This window comes from Chloroflexia bacterium SDU3-3 (assembly GCA_009268125.1).
Taxonomy (GTDB): domain Bacteria; phylum Chloroflexota; class Chloroflexia; order Chloroflexales; family Roseiflexaceae; genus SDU3-3.
Genome location: WBOU01000005.1, coordinates 75,271 through 101,930 on the forward strand (window position 1 = coordinate 75,271; position 26,660 = coordinate 101,930).

Below are 26,660 nucleotides of genomic sequence, written 5' to 3' on the forward strand. Positions count from 1 at the left end.
CATATTACGTAACGCACAGGAGAGCGTGGGCCCGGTCGACCCACGTAGACACCATCCGGATCTGTTTTAGTCGACCGGGTCCTTGTCGATCGCAAACGTACAGGACGCAGCACCAAGGCCGCGGCACTCGATCTCTTCCATATGGAAGGAGTGGCCGCCCGTCACCCAGGTAAGTGCTTCCTCAAGGATACCCTGCGCGAGATGACAGCAGGGGCGTTCGGTATGGCGACCCCAGCACACAGGGCACTTTTCAATGATGTAGAGGAATTGCCCTTTACGCTCCTCGACACGGGTCGGCTGGTCGCTAAAGCGATCAAAGGTCTGCGCTGTTGCGTTGAGGGCGATTTTCATTTTCATCGTCATCGGCATCAGCTTCAGCGCAAGATCAGCCATGCCAAGGAGTGGGCCAAACTCCTTGAGGCCTAGATTGAACGCATACCGCCCAGCACGCAGCTCCATGCCGCGAGCACCTCGGTGGCCATACATCGTCTCTGTCGACTTGGAAATCGTCGACAGATCATGGAAGGAAAACTCACGCCGGAGGTTGCTTGGCGGGTAGTTGTTCACCAAGTGTTTGGTGCCGGCGAGGTTTAACAGGGCATTAACACCGTTACGCCCCATGACGTCTTCCAGGCTAAGCAGGTACAGACGTCCGATCAGATTGGGATAAAATCGCGGCTCTAGCTCGCTCGCGTTGCCACGCTCATCTGGCATTGCCCGGCTCCTTCGGGTCTATGGCTTGAAGGCAAGCTGAATTTGCGGCCCAAAAAGCTTGAGATATTGTACACGATGCTACGTAGAATCGTCAACCAGAAGGGTTGTACTTCTGGGTTGAGTTCAGGTAGTACCCCGACTACCGATTGAAGATGGTGCGCATACCAAAATTCTCCTGTTCTGCATGTAGTAAAATGGTCCTACTATACAATAGACGATAGCCTGATACAATGATCATGCTTTCGTTATCTAAAGACATTTTAACTTTTTAACAACACATTTTAGCTGATCAGGAAAACATTGCTAAAAATCTAAACCTAACTTTAACTTATATCGGCTGTATAATAACCCTGCACCACCGCTTGTTCCTAATGCCTTAGGATTTAATGCGTTTCTGTTCTTGTTTGTAGCACTAGCTACAGGAGATCGAGCACCTATGTATGCTTCCACTGGCCAACGCATGGCTACCATTCTTATGGTAGCACTGATTGGGATGTCCATGGGGGGAACTTCTGTTTCAGCCCAAACTCCCACCCCTGAACCACCCAAACCAAACACAACACAGGTAGGAGAAATTCTCGGGACGCAGCTCCCACCTAAAGCTTCACTTTCGGATCTGGATACTGCTGCCCCCTCCGATGAAACATTACCTGAGACCACTGTCACCAGTATTGAGGCTCCAGCGGACAGTATCACAGCTCAGGTGGAGCCTGCAACTGTAACAGAGGGGGTAACAAGCTCGCCAAACTTTATCACAAATGCCACCACACCAAGCATCATTGACGTGTCAACGCCAAACGGTGTTGTTGCGGGCGGGGTGATCACCTATACCTACACATTCACCAATACGATTGCTGATGGTGATTTCTATGTGCAGGCCTGGTGGCTTAATTATAGCCCAACTTCGGGCGGAAACAACCAGTACTGCGACGACAAGACCGAACCTAAAAAATGCGATGCGATCCCTGAGACAGCTTATCAGCTACCAAATAAAACCCCATTAACGATCACCCATGGTACGTGCCCCCCAGGAGTCACGCCTATAAGCAGCACCTGCTACCTCGTCCATGGTCTGCCCCAATCGCAAAAGGGGCAATTTCAGGTCCGCCTGCGCACCAAGACTAACCTCTACCCCAAGACAAATGCGAATATAACCACGCTTTCGGGATCGGCAAAACTGTTGCCCCTGGGCACAACCACAGGGCAGGGTGAAGACACAGTAGCGACCCTTGTGGTTGGGCCTGTGCTGTCAGCTACAAAAACAGCAGTAACCACTGGAACTATCTACACCGGTGATCAGGGCACATTCAAGATTTCAGTTGGGAATGCTGTTGGTACCAAAGATAAATCTGCTGACGGCACCATTCGTGCGGATGCGCGTACCGCAACAAACATTTTGGTCACCGATCCTATTCCAACCGGAGCGACGTTTGTCAGCTCCAATCAGGGGACTTATCAGCAGCCATTTGACCCATCCAAAGATAAAGAGATCAAGTGGCTGTTCCCTGGGCCGCTGAAACCAGGTGAGAAGCTGCCAGATATCCAGGTAGTGTTCAAGAAGACTGGCGGCACTGTATCTGAGTGTACCGTTCTCAAAAACCCAAGTGTAAAGCTAACCAGCCCAGAGTATCCGCTTGCCAATGGGGCTACGACGACACTTTCTTTTAATGGCGCTTCTATCCCGGTTGTATCTGCGTTGGTGGTAAAGAAGCCAGTTGCTTCACCGGCCACGATCGCCTTCGGTGAGACTGGTGAGATCTCGATTGTGGTGCAGAACTACAAGCCCACAACGATTAATAATGTCACATTGACCTATCAGGTCCAGACTGGGGTGACATTCCTTGAGGCGTCACCGAAGGAGACCTCGAATAACCAGGCAACACCACCAAAGATTACTTGGGTCTTCAGCATTCCCGCTGGGTCACTGACCCAGCCCAAAGAGATGACCTTTGTGGTCAAGGTAAAGGCCGGGTACTCCACCTCTACCACTGGTGGTAGCGCAACCCTCACCGCCACCGACCAGGCTATCGATTGCAACACCCAGGCAGGGCGCATTGGCATTGTCGAACGACTCCTGATCAAGAAATCAGCTGGCGATAACCCGTACGAGAGCTCGGGAAATGTCTATCTGCTGCCTGGCCCAGCTGACTTTGAGTACGTTATCGAGCTAACGAACAATAGCTCATCGGATGTCTCAGGGATTGAGATCATTGATAAGATCCCACAAGGTGATGGCAACGGCCCTGGAACCGGAAAGTTTGCATACATCGACGGCAGTGCACAAGATAAAGTATCAGGCATAGAGTATCCACCAGTTGAGGTCACCAATCTCATCATTCGCTGGAATAATATCAGCATAGATGCAGGTTCGACGATCTATCTTTCCTATAAGCTTCGTGCCGATGGCGACAACTATGTCAAGTACTGCAACTCGGTCTCTGCTGTTGCCTACCACGAGGGCGAGGATAACGAGCCGGTGAAGGGTGCTGGAGGCACGATTGTGTGCCTACGCCTCAACCCGCCGCTGACCTTCTCGAAAGTTGTGGACAAATCTGTTATTGCTATGGAGGACGATGGCGATACACCAGTAGCAGATCGAACGGTCACCTACAAACTTACGGTGACCAATGAGGGCACCATTAGCTATCCCTTTGGGTTTGTAGATGCGCTCCCTGCAGTAGATTATGTGGAAGGCAGTACCACTACGACGCCTTCAAACATCTTTGGTGGCGAGCCATCGCTGCAAAGCGGCTATCTGGTGTGGGAAAACAACTTCCCAGGTGGCGTTGTCCCAAGCATTGGCGCAGGCCAAACATTGACCCTAGAATTCAAGGCGATTGTGCCAGAAGGCTGCGGTGGAAAGTCAAACGTCTCGTACACCAATAAGATGCTGTTCCGGGATGACAAGTACTTTATTGTCATCGATCCAACTCCATCGGCATTGGTGGTGGCTAACTGTGGCAAGATCGAAACGACAATCGCCGTTGATCCTAAGACGGTCAGCATTGGCAACGAGCAGAACTTCATCATTACGCTAAAAAACACAAGCAAAACTGCGACTGAGAGCAACCTGCCGGTTGAAGTTCGCTTGCCTTCAGACTACACCTACGTCGGGCTGAACACGGGTAGTTCGGTCAGCACTACGCCAACTTCAACGATCTCAGGGACCTTTACCACCCTCAAGTGGACTGTGCCTTCAATCGGGAAAGATGGCACCAGTGATGCGACCAAGACTATCAAGTTTAAAGCACGGGCGGGCCTGACGGTTCTTCCAGACAATATTGTGGATGGAGTCTGGGCAAGAACACTGAAAAATGGGAAATGCCCTGCTTCTTGTATAGCAGACCCACTGGGTGGCGCAATATGGTCGGCGGCTGGGGTAAAAGTGGACACGCTCGTGACGCTCTCGTCGAAATTTACTGAGACGGGATGCGCAGAAATAAATACCACTCGAACCTACGAGCTGACTGTCTCCAATACCAATACAAAGTTGGATTATACGTCGACGATCATCACCGTGACGCTGCCGCTTGGTATCGAGTATGTGGGTAAAAGTACTACGACACCAATACCAACTGTCACAACGATTGAAGGCAAGCAAACCCTGATTTGGGCTGGCCAGACTATTGCGAAGAGCACGGGTGTGGCCTCAACCAAGCTGTATAGCCTGAACCTCAAGATCACTGGTAAGGGCGGTGGGGCGCTAGCGGTAGCATCGACCGCCAGCAGCCCGGTCGGCGCGTTCCCGCCACGCACTGGTGTGGTAGACCCAACGGTGTTTATCTGCCTTAGCAAGCCGGCAATCTGGTTTAACTCGACCCCTGTGGCGGCGCTACCAGGCCAGACAGCAGTGTTTGAGATCCAAGCGACCAACCCTCTGTCGGACTCATATGCGCTTGGGTTCGAGTACGCTATCCCTGATACACTCACGTTTATCACTGATACGGCCGATATCGAGGATCCGACCTACATCACACCAGAAATCAATGGGAATGTCCTGAGCTGGCCGTCTGTCACCCTACCCGCTGCGGCAGATACATCCACCTATGGACAGCTGGTGATCCGCTTTAAGATGCGAATCAATGATGATGCCGTGATCGGATCTGCTATCACCAGCAAGATTACGGTAACGAAGAATATTCCAGGGACAGACTCTATGCCACTTGTAGAGATCAAAGACGACACCACCACGCTATTGGTGATGCGCAGCATCTACCTGCCGATGGCGCTGAAATAACCTGATCGGCCATTCATTGGCAAACAGCCTGGGCGTACGTCTACGCGTACGTCCAGGCTTTTTCTATGCTAGGATAGCGAGGATAGGACTAGCAAGAATATGAGGTGGGATGCGCGCTCTTTCTATTGCGATGCTGGCCCCCTTCGGCATACGCCCCAAGGGCACACTGCTGGCCCGCATGCTGCCCCTGGCCCAGGCGCTGGTGCGGCGCGGGCACCAAGTGAGCATCGCCGCGCCAGCGGTGCAGAACCCCGAGGACGCGGGGACGTGTGCGGTGTACGGCGGTGTGCCTGTGCACCATGTGGCGCTGGCCCCGCCGCTGCTGGGGCCGCTGCACCAAGGCTGGGCGCTGCTACGCGCGGCGCGGGCCGCGCGGCCCGACCTGGTGCATGTATTTAAGCCCAAGGGCTACAGCGGCCTGGCCGCGCTGGGCGTGCAGCGCTGGCCGCGCAGGCTGCCGCTGGTGCTCGACACCGACGACTGGGAGGGCTGGGGCGGCTGGAACGACCTGCTGCCCTACCCCTACCCTGCCAAGCTGCTGTTCGGTTGGCAGGAGCGCGACCTGGCGCGGCGGGCCGATGCGGTGACTACTGCGAGCCGCACGCTGCAGTCGCAGGTGTGGGGCTTTGGGGTGCCGCCCGGCAGAACCGTGCTGCTGCCCAATGGGGCCGATGCGCGCAGCACCACTACCACGCACCGCTACCGCACGCCTGGGCGGCACCTGCTGCTCTACACACGGTTTTGGGAGCTGGACCTGCGTGAGCTTGTCCGCTCGCTGGTGGCCACCCACGCGCTGGCCCCCGAGCTGCGGCTGACGGTGGTGGGCAAGGGCGAGCGCGGCGAGGAGCGCGAGCTGCTGCGGCTGGGCGAACGCGCCGGGCTGGCCGATATGATCAACTACCATGGCTGGGCCAGCCCCGATCAGATCCCCGAGCTGCTGGCCGCCGCCGATATCGCCTTGGCCCCGCTGGAGGACACGCTGATCAACCGGGCACGCGGGCTAGCCAAGCTGCTGGAGCTGATGCAGGCCGGGCTGCCGATCGTGGCGCACCAGGTGGGGATGTCCGCCGAGTACCTGGGCTACGGCCAGGCTGGGCGGCTGGTAGCCCCTGGCGACGTGGCGGGGTTCGCCCGAGCCATCGTGGAGCTGGCGGGGGATGCCAGCCTGCGCGAGCAGCTGGGGCTGGCCGCCCAGCGCCGCGCGGCCAGCGCCTATAGCTGGGATGTGCTGGCCGCCGAGGCCGAGCGGGCCTACGCCATCGCGCTTGGGATCTAGAATCGCGCGAGACAGAGCCATTTGCAACGGAAGGACATCGTACCATGGGTGGGCTGTTTCAGATCGACTGGCGAATTTTCATGGCGGGCGTGGAGGCCTGGATCCAGGGCCGCAACCCCTACGGGGTGCTCTCGCCTGAGTTTAGCGCGGGCGCGTTCGCCTACCCGCCCACCGCGCTGCCCTGGCTAGCGCTGTTTCTGCTCCTAGGGCCGCTGGGCTATTATGTCTGGACTGGGCTAGAGCTGGGGCTGTGGTGGTGGCTCATCCGCCGCGAGAACCGCTGGCAGATCATGCTGCTGTTCTGGTCGCCCATGGCGCTGCACCTGGTGGAGGGCCAGAGCAGCCTGGCGCCCACGCTGGTGCTGTGGGCGGCCACCCGGGCGCAGCGGCGCGGCTGGCTATGGGGGCTGGCTATCGCATGGGCCATGACCAAGCCGCAGGTGGCGCTGGTGCCTATGCTCTGGCTGCTGTGGCACGACCGCGCCGCCGAGGGACGCTGGAAGCTGTGGGGAGGGATCGCCCTGGGCACGCTGCTGCTAGCGCTGCCAGCCACGCTGATGTCGCCGGGGATCTGGGGCCTGTGGCTGGATGGCCTGGCGGCCTACCGTGGGCGTATCCTGCAGATGGCAGCCTGGCAGGGGCCCAGCGCGCTGCTGCTGGCGCTGGCCGCCTACCTCTGGTACCGCCACTACAACCAGGGCTGGCAGTGGTGGCTGGCCGCCGCCATGTTCCCCCAGACTAGCTTCTACGGCATCGTACCCGCGCTGCCAGCCCTGCACATCCGCCCAAAGAGCAACTGGGCGCTGGCTGGGATCGGGCTGGCGGCGGTGCTGCAGGTGGGCGTGAGCGAGGCCACGCTGCCATGGCTGCTGGCCGCACATGTGCTGGTGCTGTGGGTGCTGGTCGGCGGGCCGACCGCGCGTTCCGCCCAGGCTGGTGGGCAGGCCAGCGCGCCTGCCTAGCGGGCCTATTTGCCCGCCACAGCGTTCTGACTGATAATGCGCACGGCAGAAACTCTTGGTGGGAAAGGAGTGAACGATGCCAAGCACAAATGTGCTCTCCTATGTCAAGTTCAACCGTGATCGATTCCTGACCGAGCTGAAGGAGCTGATCGCGATTCCGAGCATCAGCACGCTTTCCGAGCATAAGGACGATGTGCGCCGCGCCGCCGAGTACTTGGTCGCGCAGCTGCGCACCAAGGTGGGGCTAGCCGAGGCCCACCTGATCGAGACCGAGGGCCACCCGCTGGTCTATGGCGAGTGGATGGGTGCGGAGGGCAAGCCCACCGTGCTGATCTACGGTCACTATGACGTGCAGCCGGTCGACCCGATCGAGCTGTGGAAAACCCCGCCCTTCGAGGCCACCCTGATCGGCGACAACCTATATGCGCGCGGCGCAGTAGACGACAAGGGCCAGATGTTCGCCGCGCTAAAAGCGCTGGAGGCGCTGAAGGTAGCGGATGGCGCGCTGCCCTGCAACATCAAGGTGCTGCTGGAGGGCGAGGAGGAGTCGGGCGGCGAGTCGATCGCGGCCTATGTCGAGTCGCACGCAGCCGAGCTGGCCGCCGACTGCACGCTGATCCTCGACACCAATATGTCGACCAAGGGCCAGCCGTCCATCTCCTACGCCCTGCGCGGCCTCACCTACATGGAGATCGAGGCCAGGGGCGCAGGCCACGACCTGCACTCCGGCGGCTACGGCGGCATCGCGCCCAACCCGTTCCAGGCGCTGTGCTGGGTGCTGGGCGCGATCAAGACGCCCGACGGCAAGATCCACATCCCCGGCCTCTATGACACGGTCCGCCCGCTCTCCGACCAGGAGCGCGCGACCCTCCAGCGCCAGTCGGATGCCCTAGAACAGTCGATCATGGCGGCGGGCGAGCTGACCAGCCTGCCCGGCGAGGCTGGCTACAGCATCCTAGAGCGCGCCACCGCCCGCCCCACTTTCGAGATCCACGGCATCAAGGGCGGCTTCACCGGCGAGGGTGCGAAGACCGTGATCCCCGCCGTGGCGACGGCCAAGGTGAGCCTGCGGCTGGTGGCCAACCAGCGCCCCGACGAGGTGCTGGAGCTGGTGCGCAGCCGCGTGGCCGAGCTGACCCCCGAGGGCGTGACGATCGAGGTGCGCGACCTGCACGGCGGCGATCCGGTGGAGACTCCGCTGGACGCGCCGGTGATGCAGAAAGCCGCCAAGGCGCTTGAGGAGGAGTTCGGCAAGCCGGTGGAGTACGAGCGCAGCGGCGGCACCATCCCGATCGCGGCGCTGTTCAGCACGGTGCTGAAGCTGCCAGTGGTGATGATGGGCTTCGGCCTGCCCGACGACAACGTGCACGCCCCCAACGAGAAGTTCTACCTGCCGAACTTCTACGCCGCCATCCGCAGCGTGGCTGGCTTCCTAGAGCTTGTCGGCGAGTAGCACACGAAAACGAGGCTGCGGCGTGTTTGCCGCAGCCTCGTTTTTAGTGCCCGCAGCGCCCGCTAGGGCTGGCGCACGCCCAGCGTCACGCCGTCGCCGCGCTTCACCGTAGCCCCCACCCCCGGCACCGAGCTGACCACCACGCCCGGCCCGTAGCGATTGCACAGATCGCCCAGCTTGTCGCAGCCCTGGTAGTCGGTGTACTCATGGGCAAGCCCAAGCTCGGCGATCCGCTGCTTGGCCTGCTCCTCGGTCATGCCCGCGAGGTCGGGCATGGTGAACTCGTTGCCCGTGCTCACCACCAGATCCACCGTGTCGCCAGCCGCCAGCCGGTAGCCAGCGGGCGGATCCTGGCGAATGACAAAGCCTTTGCTCACCGTATCGCTCTGCTCGTAGGTGACGTTTGGCACCAGCTTGTTGTCCTGCAGCTGCTGCACCGCCACCGCCTCGCGCAGCTTCGACAGGTCGTTCAGCGTCACCACCACCACCTCCGGCCCAAGGCTGATGGCAAATGAGACCACGCCAGTCGCGTCGATCAGCTGACCGGCGGGCGGGTTCTGCTGCATCACCTGGCCGTCGGCCACGCTGTCGCTATTCCTGGGCTGCTCCTCGTAGGGGCGCAGGCCCTGGTTGGCCAGCGCCTGCAGCGCCTGCTCGCGGCTCAGGCCCAGCAGCTGGGGCGCGGGCACCTGCGGCACGGCGGTGCCCTGGATGGGCGCTGCGGTCGGCCCGCCAGCGGGCGCGCTAGTGGGGTAGCTCGGCGTCTGGAAGTTGAGCGAGGGCATCAGCCCGGCCAGCCCGCCCGAGGCTAGCGCGCCCACCAGCGCGATCACGCCCACGATTAGCAGCAGCCCCAGCAGGAAGCCGCCGAAGCCCAGGCCGCTGCTGCGCGGCGCAGGCTCGGGGATGCTCGGGCGGGGCGGCAGCGAGCGGTTGGTGGGCGGCGTCGTCACCGGGCGCGGGCGCGGCACCGGGCGCGGGCTGTAGGCCACCGTGTCCGACTCGGCGGGCTGCTGGCGCGGCTGCTGCTGGCGCGGCTGCTGCTGCGGCACCGGCACCGTGCGCACCACGGTGCCCTGGTCGCCCATGCGCCGGTAGCCCTGCAGCATCTGCGCGAAGGCGCGGGCCGAGGGCGGGCGGCGGGCCGGATCTTTCTCCATCGCGCCCAGGATGATATTCTCAAGCTGCGGCGGGATGCGCGGGTTGTAGCTGCTGGGCGCGGGCGGCTGGGCGCTCACGTGCTGCATGGCCACCGCCACCGAGTTCTCGCCGCTGAAGGGCAGCCGCGCCGTCAGCATCTCGTAGAGCGTGATGCCCAGCGAGTAGATGTCGGACGCGGGCGTGGCCACCAGGCCGCGCGCCTGCTCGGGCGAAAGGTAGTCGGCGGTGCCGAAGATCACGCCCGTCTCGGTGGCCGAGGTCGAGAGCGCGCTCTTGGCGATGCCGAAATCGGTGATCTTGGCAACCCCAGTGCTGCTGATGATGATGTTCTGAGGCTTCACATCGCGGTGCACCAGCCCGGCGCGGTGGGCGGCATCCAGCCCGCTGGCCACCTGCTCGGCGATCTCGACCGCCCGCTCGATCGGCAGCGGGCCGCCCAGCCGCAGCAGCGCCTTCAGATCCTGTCCCTCAACATACTCCATCACGATGTAGGGGATGTCGTCATCCTGGCCCACATCATAGATATCGATGATGTTCGGGTGGCGCAGATTCGCCGCCGCCTGCGCCTCGTGGTTGAAGCGCGCGATAAAGCTTGGGTCGCTGGCATACTGGCTATGGAGCACCTTGATCGCGACCGCGCGGCTCAGGCGAAGATCGCGCCCAAGGTAGACGCGGGCCATGCCGCCCTCGCCAACCTTACGCTCCAGCTCATAGCGGCCGTTGAGAATTTTCTGCTGCATTGTTCCGTCAATATGCGCCGAGGCGCGGGCCTGCGGCGGTCGGCTAGCTGCCATGGCGCGGCAACCCACACAGGCGGGCGCGGCGGGAGAGGCTCACTCTATTCAACGATCAAAAGCGCGGCTTTACGCGCACACGCGGGCGCGGCGGCGCTAGGCGAAGATCTGCTGCACATCCTGGCATGGCTCGCAGTGCTCGATCACGCCGAGCTTGGCCTCAAGCAGTGCCAGGTTGATCACGTCCTCGCGGTTGTAGCGCAGCAGCGTGTCGATCGCCGCCGCATCGCCGGTGCGCTCGTACAGCTCCCAGAGGCGCGGCGCGTCGTAGCCGGTGATCCCAGCCGTCTCGCGCTCGATGCCCACCGCCGCCTCGATCTTCTTCAGGCCGCCGCGCAGGTTGTGCTTGCGGCACACATACATCAGGTCGCTATGGGTAAACTGGCCCTTAAGATCCACCAGCAGCCTGCGCTGGATGATCGGCAGGTCGAAAGAGGAGCCGTTGAACGTGACGATGGTACTGACGCCATCGAGCGCATCGTAGAGCGGCAGATCGCGCACGCCCGCGCCCACCAGCTGGGTCGTGCCGCGGTCGGGGCGGTAGATCCCGATCACGCTGATCGCCCCGCTGAACGAGGTCTCAATATCAAGATAGGCACGCACCCCAGTCTTCCTTACTAGCCAGATCGGCGACAGCCACGCAAGCCGCGCCCGCTGCGCGCTTGATGCCGCGTCATTATGGCACACCAAAAACACGCGGTCAAGGAAATTCGGCAGCCGAACGCGTCATTTCTCAGCGAAAGACGGGCGCTCCGGCGCATTTTCAGCAAATGCTCACAATTGCGGGGGCGTGCTTCGCAGGATGCCGCCTAACCAATACCGGCAGGGCGCTAGGCACAGGCCGATGGTATAATCGGGCATTCGAATACACAGGAGCTACCCCATGCCACAGCGCATTGTGCTGGACACCGACCCCGGCATCGACGACGCGCTCGCCATCCTGCTGGCGCTGGCCTCGCCCGAGATCGACTTGGCCGCCGTAACCGTGACAGCGGGCAACTGCAGCATGGAGCAGGGCGCGCGCAACGCCCGCGCGGTGCTGGCGCTGACCCCACAGCCGGGGCTGCCGGTGTGCCACGGCGTGCCCGTGCCGCTGCTGCGCCCGCTGTTCACCGCCCCCGAGACCCACGGCGACACCGGCCTGGGCTACGCCCGCCTAGCCGAGCCAGCCCAGCCGCCCGCCGCCGAGCACGCCGTCGACCGGATCATCCGCGAGATCATGGAGCACCCTGGCGAGGTGACACTGGTGGCGGTGGCCCCGCTCACCAACGTGGCGCTGGCGCTGCGCAAAGAGCCGCGCATCGCCGCCAACGTGCGCGAGGTGATCATCATGGGCGGGGCCATCCATGTGGATGGCAACACCACGCCGCACGCCGAGTTTAACTTCTTTGTGGACCCGCACGCCGCGCAGATCGTGCTGGGCAGCGGCATGCCGATCACCCTGCTGCCGTGGGATATCACCAAGGATGTGGTGCTTGAGCAGCGCCACGTCGACCAGATCCTAGCCACCGGCTCGCCGATCGCCCGCTTCATCGCCGACGCCACCCGCTTCTACATCGCCTTCCACGAGCAGTGCTTCGGCATCTCGGCCTGCGCGATCAACGACCCGGTGGCGGTGGCGCTGGCCTTCATGCCCACCCTGGCTACGACCACGCCCATGCATATCGCGGTGGAGCACACCAGCGAGCTGATGATGGGCAAGAGCGCGGCGGGCTACATCGGCAGCACCGACAGCCCGCCCGCCGAGCACGACATGCTGGGCTGGGATACCCGGCGCTACCCGCACGGATGGGCGCATTCGCAGCGCCCCCTGCCCAACGCCCAGGTGGTGACGCGGCTGGACACGGCCAGATTTATCGATATGTTTGTCGAGCGGATGATCGCCCTGAGCCGGGCGGGGTAGCAGCAAAAGCGCGAGGGCTTCGGCCCTCGCGCTTTTGCTGCTATGGATGGGTGGGGCGGCTAGAGGCCAAGCTCGGCCAGCCGCTTGGGGGTGGGGTCGCCGTTCTCGTCCCAGCCGTGGCGCTTGTAGTACTCGGCCAGCAGGTCTTCGAGCGCGGGCAGGTGGCCAGCGGCGCGGCCATCCTTCAGCGCCTGATCGCGCCAGCGGGCGGGCAGCTTGTCCTCGGAGCTGACGGTAGAGTAGGTGCGCATGAACTGTCGCTCGACCGTGACGATGCGCTCGCCGATGCGGGCCAGATCCTGGCCGGTGATCGCGCGGCCCAGCGCCGCCGAGAGCAGCTCGGCGAGGTCGGCGGGGGTGGACTGGTAGGCCAGCAGCGAGAGCCTGCGGCAGAAGCCAGCCGCATCTAGCGCGGCGGCGAAGCGCTCGTGCCAGATCAGGCGCGATGCCTTACCCTTCACCGCCTGGGGGTGCGATGGCTCGTCGGGCAGCCACGAGGGCGGGTCGGGCAGCATCTCCTCGTAGCACATGGAGTAGCGGTAGTCGCCGCCGATCGAGGCCGAGGCCAGGCTCAGCGCGATCTCGTTCAGGGCGCGCGGGTCAAGCGCAGGCATGGCCAGGCCCTTCACCTGGGGGGCGAAGGCCGCGCTGCCGAAGAAGACCTCCTGCATCTCGCCCACGCCCAGCGACAGCAGATCGCGCTTCTCCTGCTTCTGGCCCAGCTTCTGGATGGCCTGGAAGATCGCCTCGTCGTCGCCCCAGGTAAGCGTGCCCGCGCGGCTGAGACCCTCCTGCTGGCATTCCAGCATGAAGGCGATGGCCGCGCTGGTGGATGCGACATCCAGGCCCAGGCGCTGGCAGAGGTCGTTGGCGAAGATCAGCGCATCGGGGTTGGTCAGCCCGCAGCGTCCGCCGAAGCCCGCCACCGCCTCTAGCTCGGGGTAGGCCATCGGCTCGCCATTTTTGCGCACATAGTGCGAGTAGCAGGGGATGGGGCAGCCATCGCAGCCGAACGACTCGCGCTTGCCGCGCTGGGCCAGGGTGGTGCGGGTGATGGCCTGGAGCTGCTGGGCGCGGCCATCCTGGCCATTACGGCCTGTGAGCGCACCCCACTCTTTGACAAACGGCAGGTAGTAGTTGCTGCCAAACTGGCGCACGCCCTGGGCCAGCTCGCTGGTGGCGGCCCGCTTGGCCAGCGCCGCCACCACCGCGTGGGCGCGGGCCGAGTCGGCCAGGGGCTGCTGGGCACCGCCGCGCACCACGATGGCCTTGATATGCTTGGATGACATCACCGAGCCGGTGCCCGCAGGCTCGGCCACAAAGCGGCCCTCGGCCACGATGCTGCTGTAGGCCACGCCCGCCTCGCCCGCCGGGCCGACGCAGGCGACCGCAGCGTCCTCGCCATACTTCTGGCGCAGCGCAATGTCGGTGGCGCGTGTGTCGGCACCCAGCACGGGCGCGGCGCTCTCGAACGAGATCTTCTCGCCATCGATGACCAGCACACACCACTCGGCGCTCTGCCCCTCGATGATCAGCAGATCGTAACCAGCACGGCGGAGCGCGCCGCCCCACGAGCCATGCGCCCACGAGTGGGCGATGGCGCCAGTCAGGGGCGAGCGAGTACTGACGACAAAGCCGCCGGTGGCACCGATACCAGTGCCACTGAGCGGGCCAGTGCTAAATACAAGCAGATTCGCGCGCGAGAGCGGGCCGGTGTTGGGTGGGAGGCGGTTCGCCAACACCCACACGGCAGCGCCGCGACCGCCGAGGTACTCCTGCTCTACAGCAGGGGGTAGTGTTTCCGGCTGCGCTGTGCCTGTATCGAGAAGAATCCGAAGAGCGCGCAGGGGCATAGGTTCCTCGTGGATACGTATTGCGTCTTGCGAGAACACGCTAGGCATCTGGCCCAGCGTACACGGCTACTCAAACTGACAAGATACCAGTTATGTTCATAATACTACCATAGCCCCTACAGTTCTAGCGAGACGGGACTATGGTACTTCGGGCGCAATCTTCACAACTATTGTGGGGGATTCCCTGCCAGGCGAAGCCAGGTACCCGCCCAACGTCGAGGCCGCTAGGGGGCCGCCGGGGCCTGCTTCACCGGCTGGCCAAGGTAGATCGGCTCCAGGGTGGCGCGGTCATCGGTGTCGCCCGCCTGCCAGCGCAGCCATGCGAGCTCGGCCAGGAAGCCGGGGCGGCGCTGGCTGGCCGCTGGTGTCGGGAAGACGCACGCGCTGCCTAGCGCGCCCACCAGCGCCGCACGCGTGTCGGCGTCGATCTCGCCGCAGAACAGTGTGCGGCCAGCGACCTCAGACACGATCTCGGCGAGTGTGACGTTGCGGGCGGGGGTGACGTAGGGTGGTGCGGGCGGTGCCGGGAAGGCTGCCGTGGCGAAGCGCTCGCGCCCTAGGCGGATGATGGGGTAGACCGGCATGCCGGGGCGATAGTGCTGGTACACCAGCGCATCGAGCGTACCCACGCCGATCAGCGGCAGGTCGCGGGCCAGCGCCATGCCCTTGGCGGTGCTCATACCCACGCGCAGGCCGCTCCAGCTGCCGGGGCCGAGCGCCACCGCCAGCGCCTGCACATCCGTGGGGCCAGCGCCGATGTGGCGCAGCAGCATGTGGATCTGCGGCACAAGCTGCACCGTATGGTCGCGGCCCGAGAACCACGAGCATTCGCCCAGCAAGCCGGTGGCAGCATAGCAGGCGATGCCGGTGTGGGCCGTTGATGTATCGATAGCGAGTAGCATGGCAGCCGTGCGAGCGCAGCCAGGGCTACGCCGTCCTTATTTCACTGGTACGCGTCTCTATGCAAAAGCCGTGCGCTTGAGCGACTCGATCAGGTCGGCGGCGCGCTGGCCGTGTGGTTCGAAGCGCAGCGAACGCTTGGTCTCGCTCACGTGGCGCAGATGGATGGCAAGGTGCTCGGGCGGCAGCAGCGCATCCAGGCGCTCGGCCCACTCGATCACGCAGATCCCGTGGCCATCCAGCGCGTCGTCGAGGCCGATCCCCACCAGCGCCGCTGGATCTTCGATCCGGTAGAGGTCGATATGGTAGATCGGCGCGCGGCGGTGGGCCAGCCCCGAGCGGTACTCGTTGATCAGCACGAAGCTGGGGCTGTTCACCATGTCGTCCGACCCCAGCCCTTGGGCGATGCCTTTGGTCAGGTGGGTCTTGCCAGCACCGAAATCACCATAGAGCAGCAGGGTGTCGCCAGGGCCGAGCAGCTCGCCCAGGCGGTGGCCGATGCGCACCGTCTGCGCCGCGCTATGCGAGACAATATCGAGCACATGTGGCATCTGGCGAGAATCATATCTGCTCATAATGCAGTATTGTAGCATACTTTGTTGGGGGCGCTTTCTGGGCAAAGATCGCGCAGGCAGCGGGAAAAAGGCCTAGGCATGAGGGGGGGCGCGGCGGGCAAGCCGACCTAACACTGCGCCTGTGGAGAGGGGATGCCCCACAGGCGCGGCATGAGCGCAGGGCTAGGAGACGATCGTGGTGGCGGCGGCAGATCTGCGCACACCAGCTGGCGGCTCGACGGCGGTGGCCGCCGGGATGGACGCGCAGATCTGGAGGTTCTGGGCCGAGAACTCTTTTAGCGTGCGCTGAGCGTGCGGGCTGACCTGGGCGTTCTGGATGAGCAAGATGCCACCGTGGTAGCGGCGCAAGCGCACAACCTCGGCAAGATCTTGCACATCGGCCTCGCCGATCAGCGAGCGCGACTGCACCAGCACGGCAAGCAGTTGGCCAAGATGATTGCGAACAACGAGAAGCCAGCGATTAGCGCGAAGACGATCCGAAGCAACCACGTGATAACCGGCGGTGCGAGCTTCCTTCTCGATCTGGGCAAGCGTCAAGAGTGCCATACAATCTTGCTCCCCATTGGGCCATCGTTCAGGGATGACACAGTTGCTACATTGACAAGTGTATTGTTACGAGGGCGTATCGCCGCTTCTTTTGGGTGGATGCTACTGATTATAGCATAGTTCGTACGCGAAAATTTCACATTATTGATATTATTTTGTAATAAGTACCACTTCTCAACAATGTCAAATGCCCAATTACCCGTTTTAATTCCTCTTATCTCCCCTCTTCGAGATCAATAGACGCAGCTACCCGAAGATTTTCCACCCTTCGCCGCCGCAGACGCAGCCAGAACACCGCCGTGAGCAGGGCGCTCTCGACCGCCGACGTGGCGGCGAAGGCCAGCGGGATGGCCAGCGCGCCAAGCGGCTGCAGCAGCAGCGCCAGCAGCCCAATGCGCCCAGCCACCTGCAGCAGATTGGTGAGCAGCGGGGTGCGCGTGTCATAGAACGCGGCCAGGGCGCGGGTGCTCAGCTCGGTGGCGATATAGAACGGGAGACCCAGCGCATAGGCGGCCAGGGCCTGGGCGGTCAGGTCGGCGGCGGCGGCATCGAACGCGCCACGCTCGAACAGCAGCCCCACCAGCCAGCGCCCCGCCAGCGCCAGCGTGGCAGCCGCAGGCAGCGCCAGCCCCACGGCCACCACCATGGCCCGCAGATAGAGCCGCCGCATGGTCGCCCAGTCGTGCGCGGCGGCGCTGGCCGCCAGCCGGGGGAACACCGCCTGCGCCACCGCCATGCCCAGCAGCCGGATGGGCAGGCCGATCAGCAGCAGCGCACTATTCACCGCTGGCAGCGCGCCGGGCTGGCGCACCAGCGAGGCCGCCGCCGTGTCCACGATCGTGCCGCTAAAGTTGACGATCGCCGAGAGGCCGCTGGGGATCAGCAGGCCCACGATCTGGCGCAGGCGCGGGTCGCCGCGCGGCCACGATAGGCGGAAGCGCAGCCCATTGGCCCGCAGCCCCGGCAGCAGGATGGCGGCCTGCAGCGCACCATCGGCCAGCAGGCCAGCCACCGGCCCGGCGATGCCTAGCTGGGGGAACACACGCGCCGCCGCGATGCCGCCGATCAGCGCGATATTGTGCAGCGCCACCGACACCGCCGCCAGGAAAAACTGGTTGCGGCTGCCCAGCACCGCGATCGCCACGGTGGTGATGATGATCAGCGGCGGCTGCAGCATCATCACACGGGCCAGCGTGACGGTGAGCGCGCTGGTGGCCGGGTCGAAGCCGGGGGCCAGCACCGCCCGCACGAACGGCCCGGCCATGGCCACGCCCAGCACCGAGGCCACGATGCCAAACGCCCCGATCAGCGTGAGCGCACGATTGATCACCTGCTGCTCGCGGGCCGCGCCCTCGGCGTGGCGGGTGTGCAGCAGCACCGGGATCATGGCGCTAGAGAGCGCCCCACCGCCCACGAGGTTCAGCAGGGTCTCGGGCAGGCGAAAGGCCGCCACGTAGGCGCTGGCCTCGGGGCCGATGCCAAACTGGGCCGAGAACAGCATCTGCCGCACCACGCCCAGCACCGCCGAGACCAAGAAGGCCAGCTGAAACAGCACGCTGGCGCTGACCGGATCGAAGACCAGGGTGGGCAGATCGCGCAGGCGGCGCGAGCGGGCGGCCTGCGCGGCGGCGCGGGCGCGCGCGGCAAGCGAGGGAAGATCGGGCATGGCATCCTTCGTGGCGCTAGGCGGCGGGTGTCGTGCGCACTATACCGATTTCTGGCCGATCCGACAACGCGAGGTCTATACGCTCTCGTTCGGCAGCGTGTTTTTATCACCAAGACGCCAATCTGAGCAGGGCATGCAGATGCGGCAGACGGTGCGATCCAGCGTGCCAGTGCGGGCATGGTCGTTGCCACCGGCAGCGGGTGGGCATGCACGCGATGCGCTCCGGGACGTAGGAGCGGGCACCGGCCCCCCTACACCCAATACGGGGCACTGCGAGCATCGGGCTGGAGGCGATGACCGCAATGTTGATGGTCGGGGAACCTCTGTGTGAGTTGGGGGAACCTCTGTGTGAGTTGGGGGAACCTCTGTGTGAGTTGGGGGAACCTCTGTGTGAGTTGGGGGAACCTCTGTGTGAGTTGGGGGAACCTCTGTGTGAGTTGGGGGAACCTCTGTGTGGGTTGGGGGAACCTCTGTGTGGGTTGGGGGAACCTCTGTGTGAGTTGGGGGAACCTCTGTGTGAGTTGGGGGAACCTCTGTGTAGGTCGGGGGAACCTCTGTGTAGGTCGGGGGAACCTCTGTGTGGGTTGGGGGAACCTCTGTGTGAACTGGCGTGTTGCCGCATCCACGCTGGTGGTTGAGCAAGGCGGGATGTGCAGAGCGCAACCTACTTTGTTCCCTTCTCTCCTCTTCGTGCCTTCGCGTCTTCGTTTCCGTTTGTTCCTTGGAGTGTTGGTGGTAAACATGACGCTGATCGCGAACGCACAGGCCTGCGCTAGGCAGCCATTCCCGCATCAATATGGTATAATCCCCGCTATGCAAACGAACCGATCTTTCGATCTCAAGACCTTTCTGATCATGCTCGGGGCCGCCGCGCTGGGCGGGATCTGGGCCAACTATAACCGCATCCTGGCCGCTGGCCTCTCGGGCGAGGCGGCGCTGCGGCCAAACGTGTGGGCCGTGTTCGCGCTGCCATTTGCGCTGTTCATCGGCTGGCTGATCGCCCGCCGCCACGAGGGCTGGCTAGCATTCTTCGTATGCTTCTGCCTCTACTTCTTCTCGACCTTCATCGCCGCGCGCTACGAGTCGTGCACGGTGGTGACGGGCCAGTTCAATCTCGCGATCTGCTTCGCCAACACCGCCGAGGCCCAGGCCGCAGCCCAGGCCAACCGTCACGAGATCTATTTCCTGTCCATCCTTGTGATCCAATCCCTCGCGGCGCTGGCCACCGCTTTGCAGCGCGCCCTCAGCCGTAGTACAATGCCGGATCGGACACAGCAGCAGCCGAACCCAGCGATCAGTCCCAACCGCCCAGCGTAACGATTTTTCGACAGGCATGACGTGGCCGAAGGCGTGCCATCCGTGTGTTCTGTGCCTGTGCGCCGCGCAGAAGCGCTATCTTCTCGAAAGATGGAGACGCCTATGCCCACCGCCGCAACCCACGCCGCCGTACGCGACCGGATCGAGGCAGACGAGCTAGCCCGGCTCTCGCCCCTGGCCGCGCAGAGCGCCGCCGCCCGCCGCGCGCGCGACGAGCAGGAGTCGCCGGTGCGCACCCGATTCCAGCGCGACCGCGACCGCATCCTGCACTCCAAGCCGTTCCGCCGCCTGAAGCACAAGACCCAGGTGTTCATCGCCCCGCTGGGCGACCACTACCGCACGCGCCTGACCCACACCCTAGAGGTGACGCAGATCGCGCGCACGGTGGCCCGCGCCCTGCGGCTCAACGAGGATCTGGTCGAGGCGATCGGGCTGGGGCACGACCTGGGGCACACGCCCTTCGGCCACGCCGGCGAGGTGGCGATCTCGCACGCGCAGGGCAGCAGCTTCCGCCACAACGAGCAGAGCCTGCGGATCGTGGAGGTGCTGCTGAAGGATGGCCAGGGGCTGAACCTGACCGAGCCGGTGCGCGAGGGAATCTACATGCACTCGAAGGGCCGGGCCAGCGTGGCATCCAAGGCCTGGGGCAACGCCAGCACGCTAGAGGGCCAGATCATCAAGATCGCCGACGCGGTGGCCTACATCAACCACGACATCGACGACGCCATCCGGGCGGGGGTGATCAGCCAGGCCGATCTGCCGCAGGATGTGCTGGCCGAGCTTGGCCAGACCCACGCCGCCCGGATCAACACCATGGTCTGCGACCTGATCGACGCCAACTGGTGGGCCACCGGCGAGGGCCAGCCGCCCGCCGAGCCGCTGCTGGCCATGAGCCAGCGCATGCTGGCGCTCACCAACGCCCTGCGCGACTTCATGTACGAGCGGGTCTACCTCAACTCGCGGGCCAAGGAGGATGACGGCAAGGTACGCAAAATGATCGAACTGCTGTACAATCATTTCAAAGATCACCCCGAGCAGCTTCCAGCAGAGCTACGTGCGATCAACACCCAGCGCGGCGAGCCGATCGAGCGCGCCGTCATCGACCATATCGCGGGCATGACCGACCGCTACGCCATCCAGGTCTTCAACAGCCTCTATGTGCCGCGCACCTGGGGCGCGTAGGCGGCCAGGGCCATAGCTTTCTCCCTATGAACGGTGCCACCGACACAATCAAAGAGCGCATCGACGTGGTCGAGTTCATCTCGGGGTATATGTCGCTGCGCAAAAGCGGCAAGAACTTCGTGGGGTTCTGCCCGTTCCACCCGAACACCAAGACGCCCGCGTTCTACGTGTTCCCCGACACCCAGAGCTTCCACTGCTTCGGGTGCAAGGCCTCGGGCACGGTGTTCGACTTCCTGATGCGGCGCGAGGGCCTGGAGTTCCGCGACGCGCTGGAGCAGCTGGCCGCGCGCGCCGGGGTCGAGCTTGCGCCGCGCACCCCCGAAGAGGAGCAGGAGGACCAGCAGCGCACGAGGCTGCTGGCCATCAACCAGGCGGCGGCGGTGTTCTTCCAGCACATGCTGCTGAAATCGCCGCGCGGCGAGGCCGCCCGCGCCTATGTCGGGCGGCGCATGCTGGATGAGGCAACCGTCGAGGCCTTCCAGCTGGGCTTCGCCCCCGACGAGTGGAGCACGCTGCTGGGCTACCTGACCGACCGCAAGGGCTTCGACCCCGAGGATGTGGAGGCGGCGGGCCTCGTCATCCACCGCGACCAGGGCGGCTACTTCGACCGCTTTCGCAACCGCCTGATGTTCCCCATCCGCAATGTGAAGGGCGAGATCATCGCGTTCGGCGGGCGGGCGATCGGCGACGCCCAGCCCAAGTACATGAACTCGCCGCAGACCCCGCTGTTCGACAAGGGCCGCGTGCTCTACGCGCTAGACATGGCGCGCGACCGCATCCGCGCCGAGGACGCCGTGGTGATCGTGGAGGGCTACGTGGATGCGATCGTGGCGCACCAGTATGGCTTCAAGAACGTGGTGGCCCCGCTGGGCACCGCGCTGACCGCCGACCACGTGGGCGTGCTGAAGAAGCTGGGCGTGAAGACCGTCTACCTAGCGCTGGATGCCGACGCGGCGGGCGTGCGCGCCACGCTCAAAGGGCTGCAGATCTTGCAGGAGAACATGGATGGGCGCGACGTGCCCATCCCCACCGCACAGGGCGTGGTGCGCTGGGGCCGCGAGCTCGACGCCGAGATCAAGATCATCGTGCTGCCCGAGGGCCGCGACCCCGACGAGGTCATCCAGGAGCGCCCCGAGGCCTGGGGCGAGCTGGTGCAGGCCGCCCGCCCGGTGATGGACTTCTACATCACCGCGCTCACCAGCGACCTGGATCTGGCCAGCGCCAAGGGCAAATCCGACGCGGCGGCGCGGCTGGCCCCGCTGGTGGAGCAGGTGACCAACCCCGTGCAGCAGGCCCACTACATCCAGCAGATCGCGCGGATGCTGCACGTGGAGGAGCACACCCTGCGCGCCGCCATGCCCGGCCAGCCGCGGCAGCCACGGCCAGCGCCGCAGCGCCAGGGGCAAGGGCAGCAGCGCCAGGGGGCCGCGCCACCACCACAGCAGCGCCAGGGGGCCGCGCCGCCGCCAGCGGTCGACGCCCCATCCAACGAGGACTTCCTGCTGGGCTGGCTCATCCGCCACCCGACCGCGCGGCGGGCCGTGCAGGAGAAGATCTACAACGACCTGCAGCCCTTCCCGCTGGTGGCCGGGCTGCTGGAGGGCACGATCGTCGAGCTGCTGCGGCGGCCCGAGATCCGCGCGATCTGGCAGGCCTGGGAGCCAGAGCCCGAGAGCACCGACCCCACAGCATGGGCGCAGCAGCTCGACGCCGACATCCTGCGCCCGCTGGCCATGCGTGCTATTACCCTCGATGTTACCGAATCACAGTCGTACCGATATGTCAATGATGCGCTGGAACGTGCTACAATGCTACAGCTCAATCTCGCACGCGAATGGAAAAAACGGCTGAGCGAGCAGCTCGACCCAGCAGACGAGGCGGCCTATCGAGTGATGTCGGATCAACTGATGCAGATTCTCTCGTATATCGATGCGCTGAGCATACCAAAGCGAAGCCCTACCTATAATGATCTCCATACGCGTGCGGTTTGAGGAGTGACCAATGGCGAACCGGAAAGAACCGATGCTTGAAAATGATCCCGAGCTTGAAGAAGATCTGGGCGAAGAACCCCGCGATCATGCCGCATCTGCTGAAGAGAGCGAGCCAGAGGCACCGTCGGTGCAATCCCTCACCGAGCTTATCGCCATTGGGAAGCAGCGCGGCTATGTGACCGAGGGCGAGGTGCTGGCGCTGGTGCCCAACCCCGAGTCCGACCTCGACAAGCTTGGCCAGATCCAGGCCGCCCTTCAGCAGGCCGGCATCTCCACCCGCGACGACATCATCGGCGGCAGCGGGCCAGAGGCCGACGCGCTCTTCGCCGAGGAAGAAGACCTTGACGATCTCAACGTCGATGGCATCAGCGTCAACGATACCGTGCGCATGTACCTGCGCGAAATTGGCCGCGTGCAGCTGCTGAAGACCAGCCAAGAGCGCGAGCTGGCCCACAACATTGTGGTGGGGGCCTACGTGCAGGCGCTGAAAACCTTCTTCGGTGTCGACTGGCGCAGCGACAACGTGGCCAGCATCGGCATTGAGATGTACGGGCGCTTTCTGAAGAACTGGCCAAGCGCCAGCAGCGTGATGACCGACCTGGTGTCGCGGCTGGGTGAGGGTGAAGGCCCGGTGCCGCCGTCGAAGCTGCGCGAGTTCCTTGAGCTGCAGGATCGGCTGACCTTCGACCAGAAGATCGCCTTCGACAAGCGCCGCGGCGAGATCGCCAAGGAGCATGGGCTGAACGCCGAGAGCCTCGACCAGACCATTGGCCAGGCCATGATCATCTATGGGCTCTGCCCGCGCGACCTGCAGCACGCGCTGAACACCACCCCCGAGGCCACGTGGCCCGGCGAGCAGGATGCCCGCGCACTATTCGCCAGCGCACCCCTACTCTGGGGCAGCTGGAACGCCCAGGTGGAGATCGGCGAGGATGCCCGCAAGCACCTGACCGAGGCCAACCTGCGCCTGGTGGTGAGCGTGGCCAAAAAGTACATCGGGCGCGGCCTAAACCTGCTGGATCTCATCCAGGAGGGCAACGTGGGGCTTATCCGCGCTGTCGAGAAATTCGACTACCTGAAGCGCTACAAGTTCTCCACCTACGCCACGTGGTGGATCCGGCAGGCCATCACCCGCGCCATCGCCGATCAGGCCCGCACCATCCGCATCCCCGTGCATATGGTCGAGACCATCAACCGGCTGATGCGCGAGAAGCGCCGCATGCTGCAGGAGCTGGGCCGCGAGCCGACCGATGAGGAGCTCTCCAAGGTGCTGGGCATGCCGGTCGAGAAGGTGCGCGCCATCCACAAGACCTCGCTAGAGCCAGTGTCGCTGGAGACCCCGGTGGGCCAGGAGGAGGATAGCCAGCTCGGCGACTTCATCGAGGACTCGAAGGTGCTGGCCCCCTCGGATGCGGCCAGCCACCAGATGCTGCGCGAGCAGGTCGAGCAGGTGCTCAACCAGCTGACCGAGCGCGAGCGGCGGGTGCTCCAGCTGCGCTTCGGGCTCGAGGACGGCCACAGCCGGACGCTCGAAGAGGTGGGCAAGGAGTTCGGCGTCACCCGCGAGCGCATCCGGCAGATCGAGGTCAAGGCGCTGCGTAAGCTCCGGCATCCGCGGCTGGGCAAGAAGCTACGGGACTACCTCGAGTAGTCGTGGAAGATGGCGGGCGACGCCCAGCAGCGCAGCCCGCCATCTGCTGCATACTGAATATTTAGGTGATTGCGGTGTCCGACTTCCTGGATTTGGATCACTACGAGCTACTTGGCATCGCCCCAGCGGCGACGCAGGATGAGATCAAGCGTGCCTATCGGCGCGAGATCGCAAAGTACCATCCCGACCGCTTTGTGAGCGCCAACGCCGACGAGCAGGCCTACGCCCAGCGGCGCAGCCAGGCCCTGACCGAGGCCTACGCCACGCTGAGCAACTTCCGGACGCGCAGCCTCTACAACGCGAGTCTGAAAACCATGGGTGGTTCGGCGGCGGCGCAGCGCCCCAGCGCGCAGCCCCAGCGCCAGCCCGGCCAGACCCCGCAGCGCGACCACCAGGCCGAGCTGTACGATCAGGCGGTGGCGCACCTGCAGGCGGGCCACACCCTGCAGGCCATCGCCGCGCTGCGCCAGCTGCAGCAGATCAACCCCTTCTATCGCGACAGCGCGGCCCTGCTAGAGCAGGCCGAGGCCCAGGGCCACGCGCAGCAGCATAGCGCCCCCAAGCAGCCCGCCGCCGAGAAGCCCAATAGCCGCCGCACCTTTCTGATCGCAGGCGGCGTGGGCGGGCTGGCGGTGCTGGGCCTGGCCGCATGGGCCTTGACCCAGCACGGCGGCCAGCAGACGGTGGCAGGCCAGCCCGACACGCCGGGCGCGCCGCTGCCCACCGCAGCCAACACCGCCGAGCCAAGCCCCACCGCCGCCGCCACCGCGCGGCCCACCAGCGCGCCCACGGCAGCCGCCACCGCGCGGCCCACCGCCGCGCCCACGGCAGCCGCCACCCAGCCCCCCACCGAGGTGCCGACCGAGGTGCCGACCGACACGCCCACGGCGCTGCCCGCCGAGCAGGGCCAGCTGCTGTTCTCCGACAGCTTCACCGGCGCGGGCTGGGCCGACCAGAGCGGCGCGGGCTGGAGCGTGGGCTACGCCCAGGGCGGGCGCTACCGCATCGCGGTGAACGCGGGCATCGGCATGATCTGGAGCTACCGCACCCTGCAGCCCGGCCAGCACAGCCTGGGCGTGGATGTGCAGGTGGCGCAGTCCGAAGGCGGCATGCTGCTGTCCTTCGTAGACGAGGATAACTTTGTCAGCTTTGTGGTGAACCCGGCCCAGTCGTCGTACCGGCTTGAGCGGCGGGGCAGCCAGGCCGCCGAGGTGCTGGCGGGCGGGCAGTCCGACGCCATCCTGGGCGGGGCCAACGATACCAACCGCCTGCTGGCCCGCGTCAGCAGCAGCACGGTGCAGCTGGTGATCAACGGTCAGCAGGTGGCCAGCATCGATACGCCCGCCGACATCCTGGGCAGCAACCGCTTCGGGCTGATCGCCGTGTCGGGGCGCAGCGACGCCGAGGTGTTCTTCGACAACCTTGAGGTGCGCGCCCTTCAGTAGCGGGGCCGCCTGGCCACGCCAGCCCGATTTTCTGCCGAAGGCCGACCCGAGCACACACGCTCATCGGCCTTCGGCTTTTTTCCGCATCTGTTAGCCCACGAGGAGCCTATGAGCAGCAGAATCATCGCGACCTTCTCGATCGTGGCGTGCGACCTCGCCAGCGGCGACCTAGGCGTGGCCGTCGCATCCAAGTTTCTCTCGGTGGGCGCGGTGGTGCCCTGGGCGCAGGCCGAGATCGGCGCGGTGGCCACCCAGGCCCTCGCCAACACCGGCTTCGGCCCGCGCGGCCTGGCGCTGATGGCCGACGGCCTGAGCGCCCAGGAGGCGCTGGACGCGCTGCTGGCCGAGGACGAGGGCCGCGAGCATCGCCAGGCAAGCTTCGTGGATGCCGCCGGGAACGCGGCGGCCTTCACCGGCGCGGCCTGCTTCCCGTGGGCCGGGCACATCGTGGGCGAGGGCTTCACGGTGCAGGGCAACATCCTGGCGGGGCCGGAGGTGGCCGAGGCCATGGCCGCCGCCTTCCGCGCCACCGAGGGCGAGCTGGCCGAGCGCCTGCTGGCCGCGCTGAGCGCGGGCGATGCCGCAGGCGGCGACAGCCGTGGTCGCCAGTCGGCGGCGCTGTATGTGGCGCGCAAGGGCGGCTCGTACGGCGGCTACATCGACCGCTACATCGACCTGCGGGTGGATGACCACGCCGCGCCCGTGGCCGAGCTGGCCCGCCTGCTGCGCCTGCACCGCTTCTACCTGACCCCGCCAAGCCCCGAGGATCTCATCCCGATCGATGCGCAGGTGGCCCGCGAGCTGCAGGATCTGCTGGCCAGGGCGGGCTTCTACCACGGCCCGATCAGCGCCAGCTACGACGAGGCCACCGACGCCGCGCTGGCGGCCTACGGCGGGGTGGAAAATCTGGAGGAGCGCCTGATCAGCAAGACCCACATCGACCCGCTGGTGCTAGCCTTCATGCGCGACAAGATCCTGAGGTAGCGCCCACAAGCGCATTTTTCGCACGCGATACGCTGGGGCGCGGCCAAGCT

Annotated in this window: 19 protein-coding genes; 11 read left to right on the plus strand and 8 right to left on the minus strand. The window is 64.5% G+C overall.

The genetic code is table 11. From position 1 onward, the window contains the following. Positions 1–66: 66 nt before the first annotated feature. Positions 67–714 carry a 4-vinyl reductase gene (locus F8S13_09695; protein KAB8143286.1) on the minus strand — a complete coding sequence of 216 codons (648 nt, stop codon included), beginning with the start codon at positions 712–714 and terminating at the stop codon, positions 67–69. Positions 715–1,150: 436 nt separating this feature from the next. On the opposite strand from F8S13_09695, the gene F8S13_09700 reads away from it, so the two are divergent. From F8S13_09700 to F8S13_09715, 4 genes are all read left to right on the plus strand, one after another. Then, entirely contained in the window at positions 1,151–4,951 is a 3,801-nt protein-coding gene (locus F8S13_09700) for a hypothetical protein (GenBank protein ID KAB8143287.1), read from the plus strand. 130 nt (positions 4,952–5,081) lie between these two features. Beyond that, positions 5,082–6,227 carry a glycosyltransferase family 4 protein gene (locus tag F8S13_09705; GenBank protein ID KAB8143568.1) on the plus strand — a complete coding sequence of 382 codons (1,146 nt, stop codon included), beginning with the start codon at positions 5,082–5,084 and terminating at the stop codon, positions 6,225–6,227. 44 nt (positions 6,228–6,271) lie between these two features. Beyond that, positions 6,272–7,189 (plus strand): DUF2029 domain-containing protein, encoded by a 918-nt coding sequence (locus F8S13_09710; protein ID KAB8143288.1) that lies wholly within the window; start codon positions 6,272–6,274, stop codon positions 7,187–7,189. Between the two features lie 76 nt (positions 7,190–7,265). Continuing rightward, positions 7,266–8,642: a dipeptidase gene (locus F8S13_09715; GenBank protein ID KAB8143289.1), complete on the plus strand. Its 1,377-nt coding sequence runs from the start codon at positions 7,266–7,268 to the stop codon at positions 8,640–8,642. A gap of 62 nt (positions 8,643–8,704) precedes the next feature. On the opposite strand, the gene pknB is transcribed toward F8S13_09715, so the two are convergent. Next, a complete protein-coding gene (pknB, locus tag F8S13_09720; protein ID KAB8143290.1) occupies positions 8,705–10,543 on the minus strand; it encodes a Stk1 family PASTA domain-containing Ser/Thr kinase in 1,839 nt (612 codons plus the stop codon). A 150-nt stretch (positions 10,544–10,693) separates the two neighbouring features. Further along, positions 10,694–11,200 (minus strand): exonuclease, encoded by a 507-nt coding sequence (locus F8S13_09725; protein ID KAB8143291.1) that lies wholly within the window; start codon positions 11,198–11,200, stop codon positions 10,694–10,696. A 280-nt stretch (positions 11,201–11,480) separates the two neighbouring features. On the opposite strand from F8S13_09725, the gene F8S13_09730 reads away from it, so the two are divergent. Then, the gene (locus F8S13_09730; GenBank protein KAB8143292.1) at positions 11,481–12,500 is read left to right on the plus strand and encodes a nucleoside hydrolase; all 1,020 of its coding nucleotides are present in this window, start codon (positions 11,481–11,483) and stop codon (positions 12,498–12,500) included. Between the two features lie 59 nt (positions 12,501–12,559). Here F8S13_09730 and F8S13_09735 read toward each other — a convergent pair whose 3' ends face one another. The 5 genes from F8S13_09735 to F8S13_09755 form a co-directional block, all read right to left on the minus strand. Continuing rightward, positions 12,560–14,353, minus strand: a complete 1,794-nt coding sequence (locus F8S13_09735) for an aldehyde ferredoxin oxidoreductase (GenBank protein ID KAB8143293.1) — start codon at positions 14,351–14,353, stop codon at positions 12,560–12,562. A gap of 224 nt (positions 14,354–14,577) precedes the next feature. Beyond that, the gene (gene tsaB / locus F8S13_09740; protein KAB8143294.1) at positions 14,578–15,255 is read right to left on the minus strand and encodes a tRNA (adenosine(37)-N6)-threonylcarbamoyltransferase complex dimerization subunit type 1 TsaB; all 678 of its coding nucleotides are present in this window, start codon (positions 15,253–15,255) and stop codon (positions 14,578–14,580) included. 57 nt (positions 15,256–15,312) lie between these two features. Beyond that, a complete protein-coding gene (gene tsaE / locus F8S13_09745) occupies positions 15,313–15,828 on the minus strand; it encodes a tRNA (adenosine(37)-N6)-threonylcarbamoyltransferase complex ATPase subunit type 1 TsaE (protein KAB8143295.1) in 516 nt (171 codons plus the stop codon). Between the two features lie 162 nt (positions 15,829–15,990). Then, positions 15,991–16,374, minus strand: a complete 384-nt coding sequence (locus tag F8S13_09750; protein KAB8143296.1) for a hypothetical protein — start codon at positions 16,372–16,374, stop codon at positions 15,991–15,993. 214 nt (positions 16,375–16,588) lie between these two features. Further along, complete coding sequence (locus tag F8S13_09755; protein KAB8143297.1) at positions 16,589–18,040, minus strand: murein biosynthesis integral membrane protein MurJ; 1,452 nt, start codon at positions 18,038–18,040, stop codon at positions 16,589–16,591. An 813-nt stretch (positions 18,041–18,853) separates the two neighbouring features. On the opposite strand from F8S13_09755, the gene F8S13_09760 reads away from it, so the two are divergent. The 6 genes from F8S13_09760 (at position 18,854) to F8S13_09785 (ending at position 26,610) form a co-directional block, all read left to right on the plus strand. Next, entirely contained in the window at positions 18,854–19,357 is a 504-nt protein-coding gene (locus F8S13_09760) for a hypothetical protein (GenBank protein KAB8143298.1), read from the plus strand. A 102-nt stretch (positions 19,358–19,459) separates the two neighbouring features. Continuing rightward, positions 19,460–20,539 (plus strand): deoxyguanosinetriphosphate triphosphohydrolase, encoded by a 1,080-nt coding sequence (locus F8S13_09765; GenBank protein KAB8143299.1) that lies wholly within the window; start codon positions 19,460–19,462, stop codon positions 20,537–20,539. A 26-nt stretch (positions 20,540–20,565) separates the two neighbouring features. Beyond that, a complete protein-coding gene (locus tag F8S13_09770; GenBank protein KAB8143300.1) occupies positions 20,566–22,530 on the plus strand; it encodes a DNA primase in 1,965 nt (654 codons plus the stop codon). A 10-nt stretch (positions 22,531–22,540) separates the two neighbouring features. Further along, a complete protein-coding gene (rpoD, locus tag F8S13_09775) occupies positions 22,541–24,181 on the plus strand; it encodes an RNA polymerase sigma factor RpoD (GenBank protein KAB8143301.1) in 1,641 nt (546 codons plus the stop codon). Positions 24,182–24,246: 65 nt separating this feature from the next. Further along, a complete protein-coding gene (locus tag F8S13_09780) occupies positions 24,247–25,626 on the plus strand; it encodes a J domain-containing protein (protein ID KAB8143302.1) in 1,380 nt (459 codons plus the stop codon). 108 nt (positions 25,627–25,734) lie between these two features. Beyond that, entirely contained in the window at positions 25,735–26,610 is an 876-nt protein-coding gene (locus F8S13_09785; protein KAB8143303.1) for a DUF1028 domain-containing protein, read from the plus strand. Positions 26,611–26,660 lie beyond the last annotated feature (50 nt).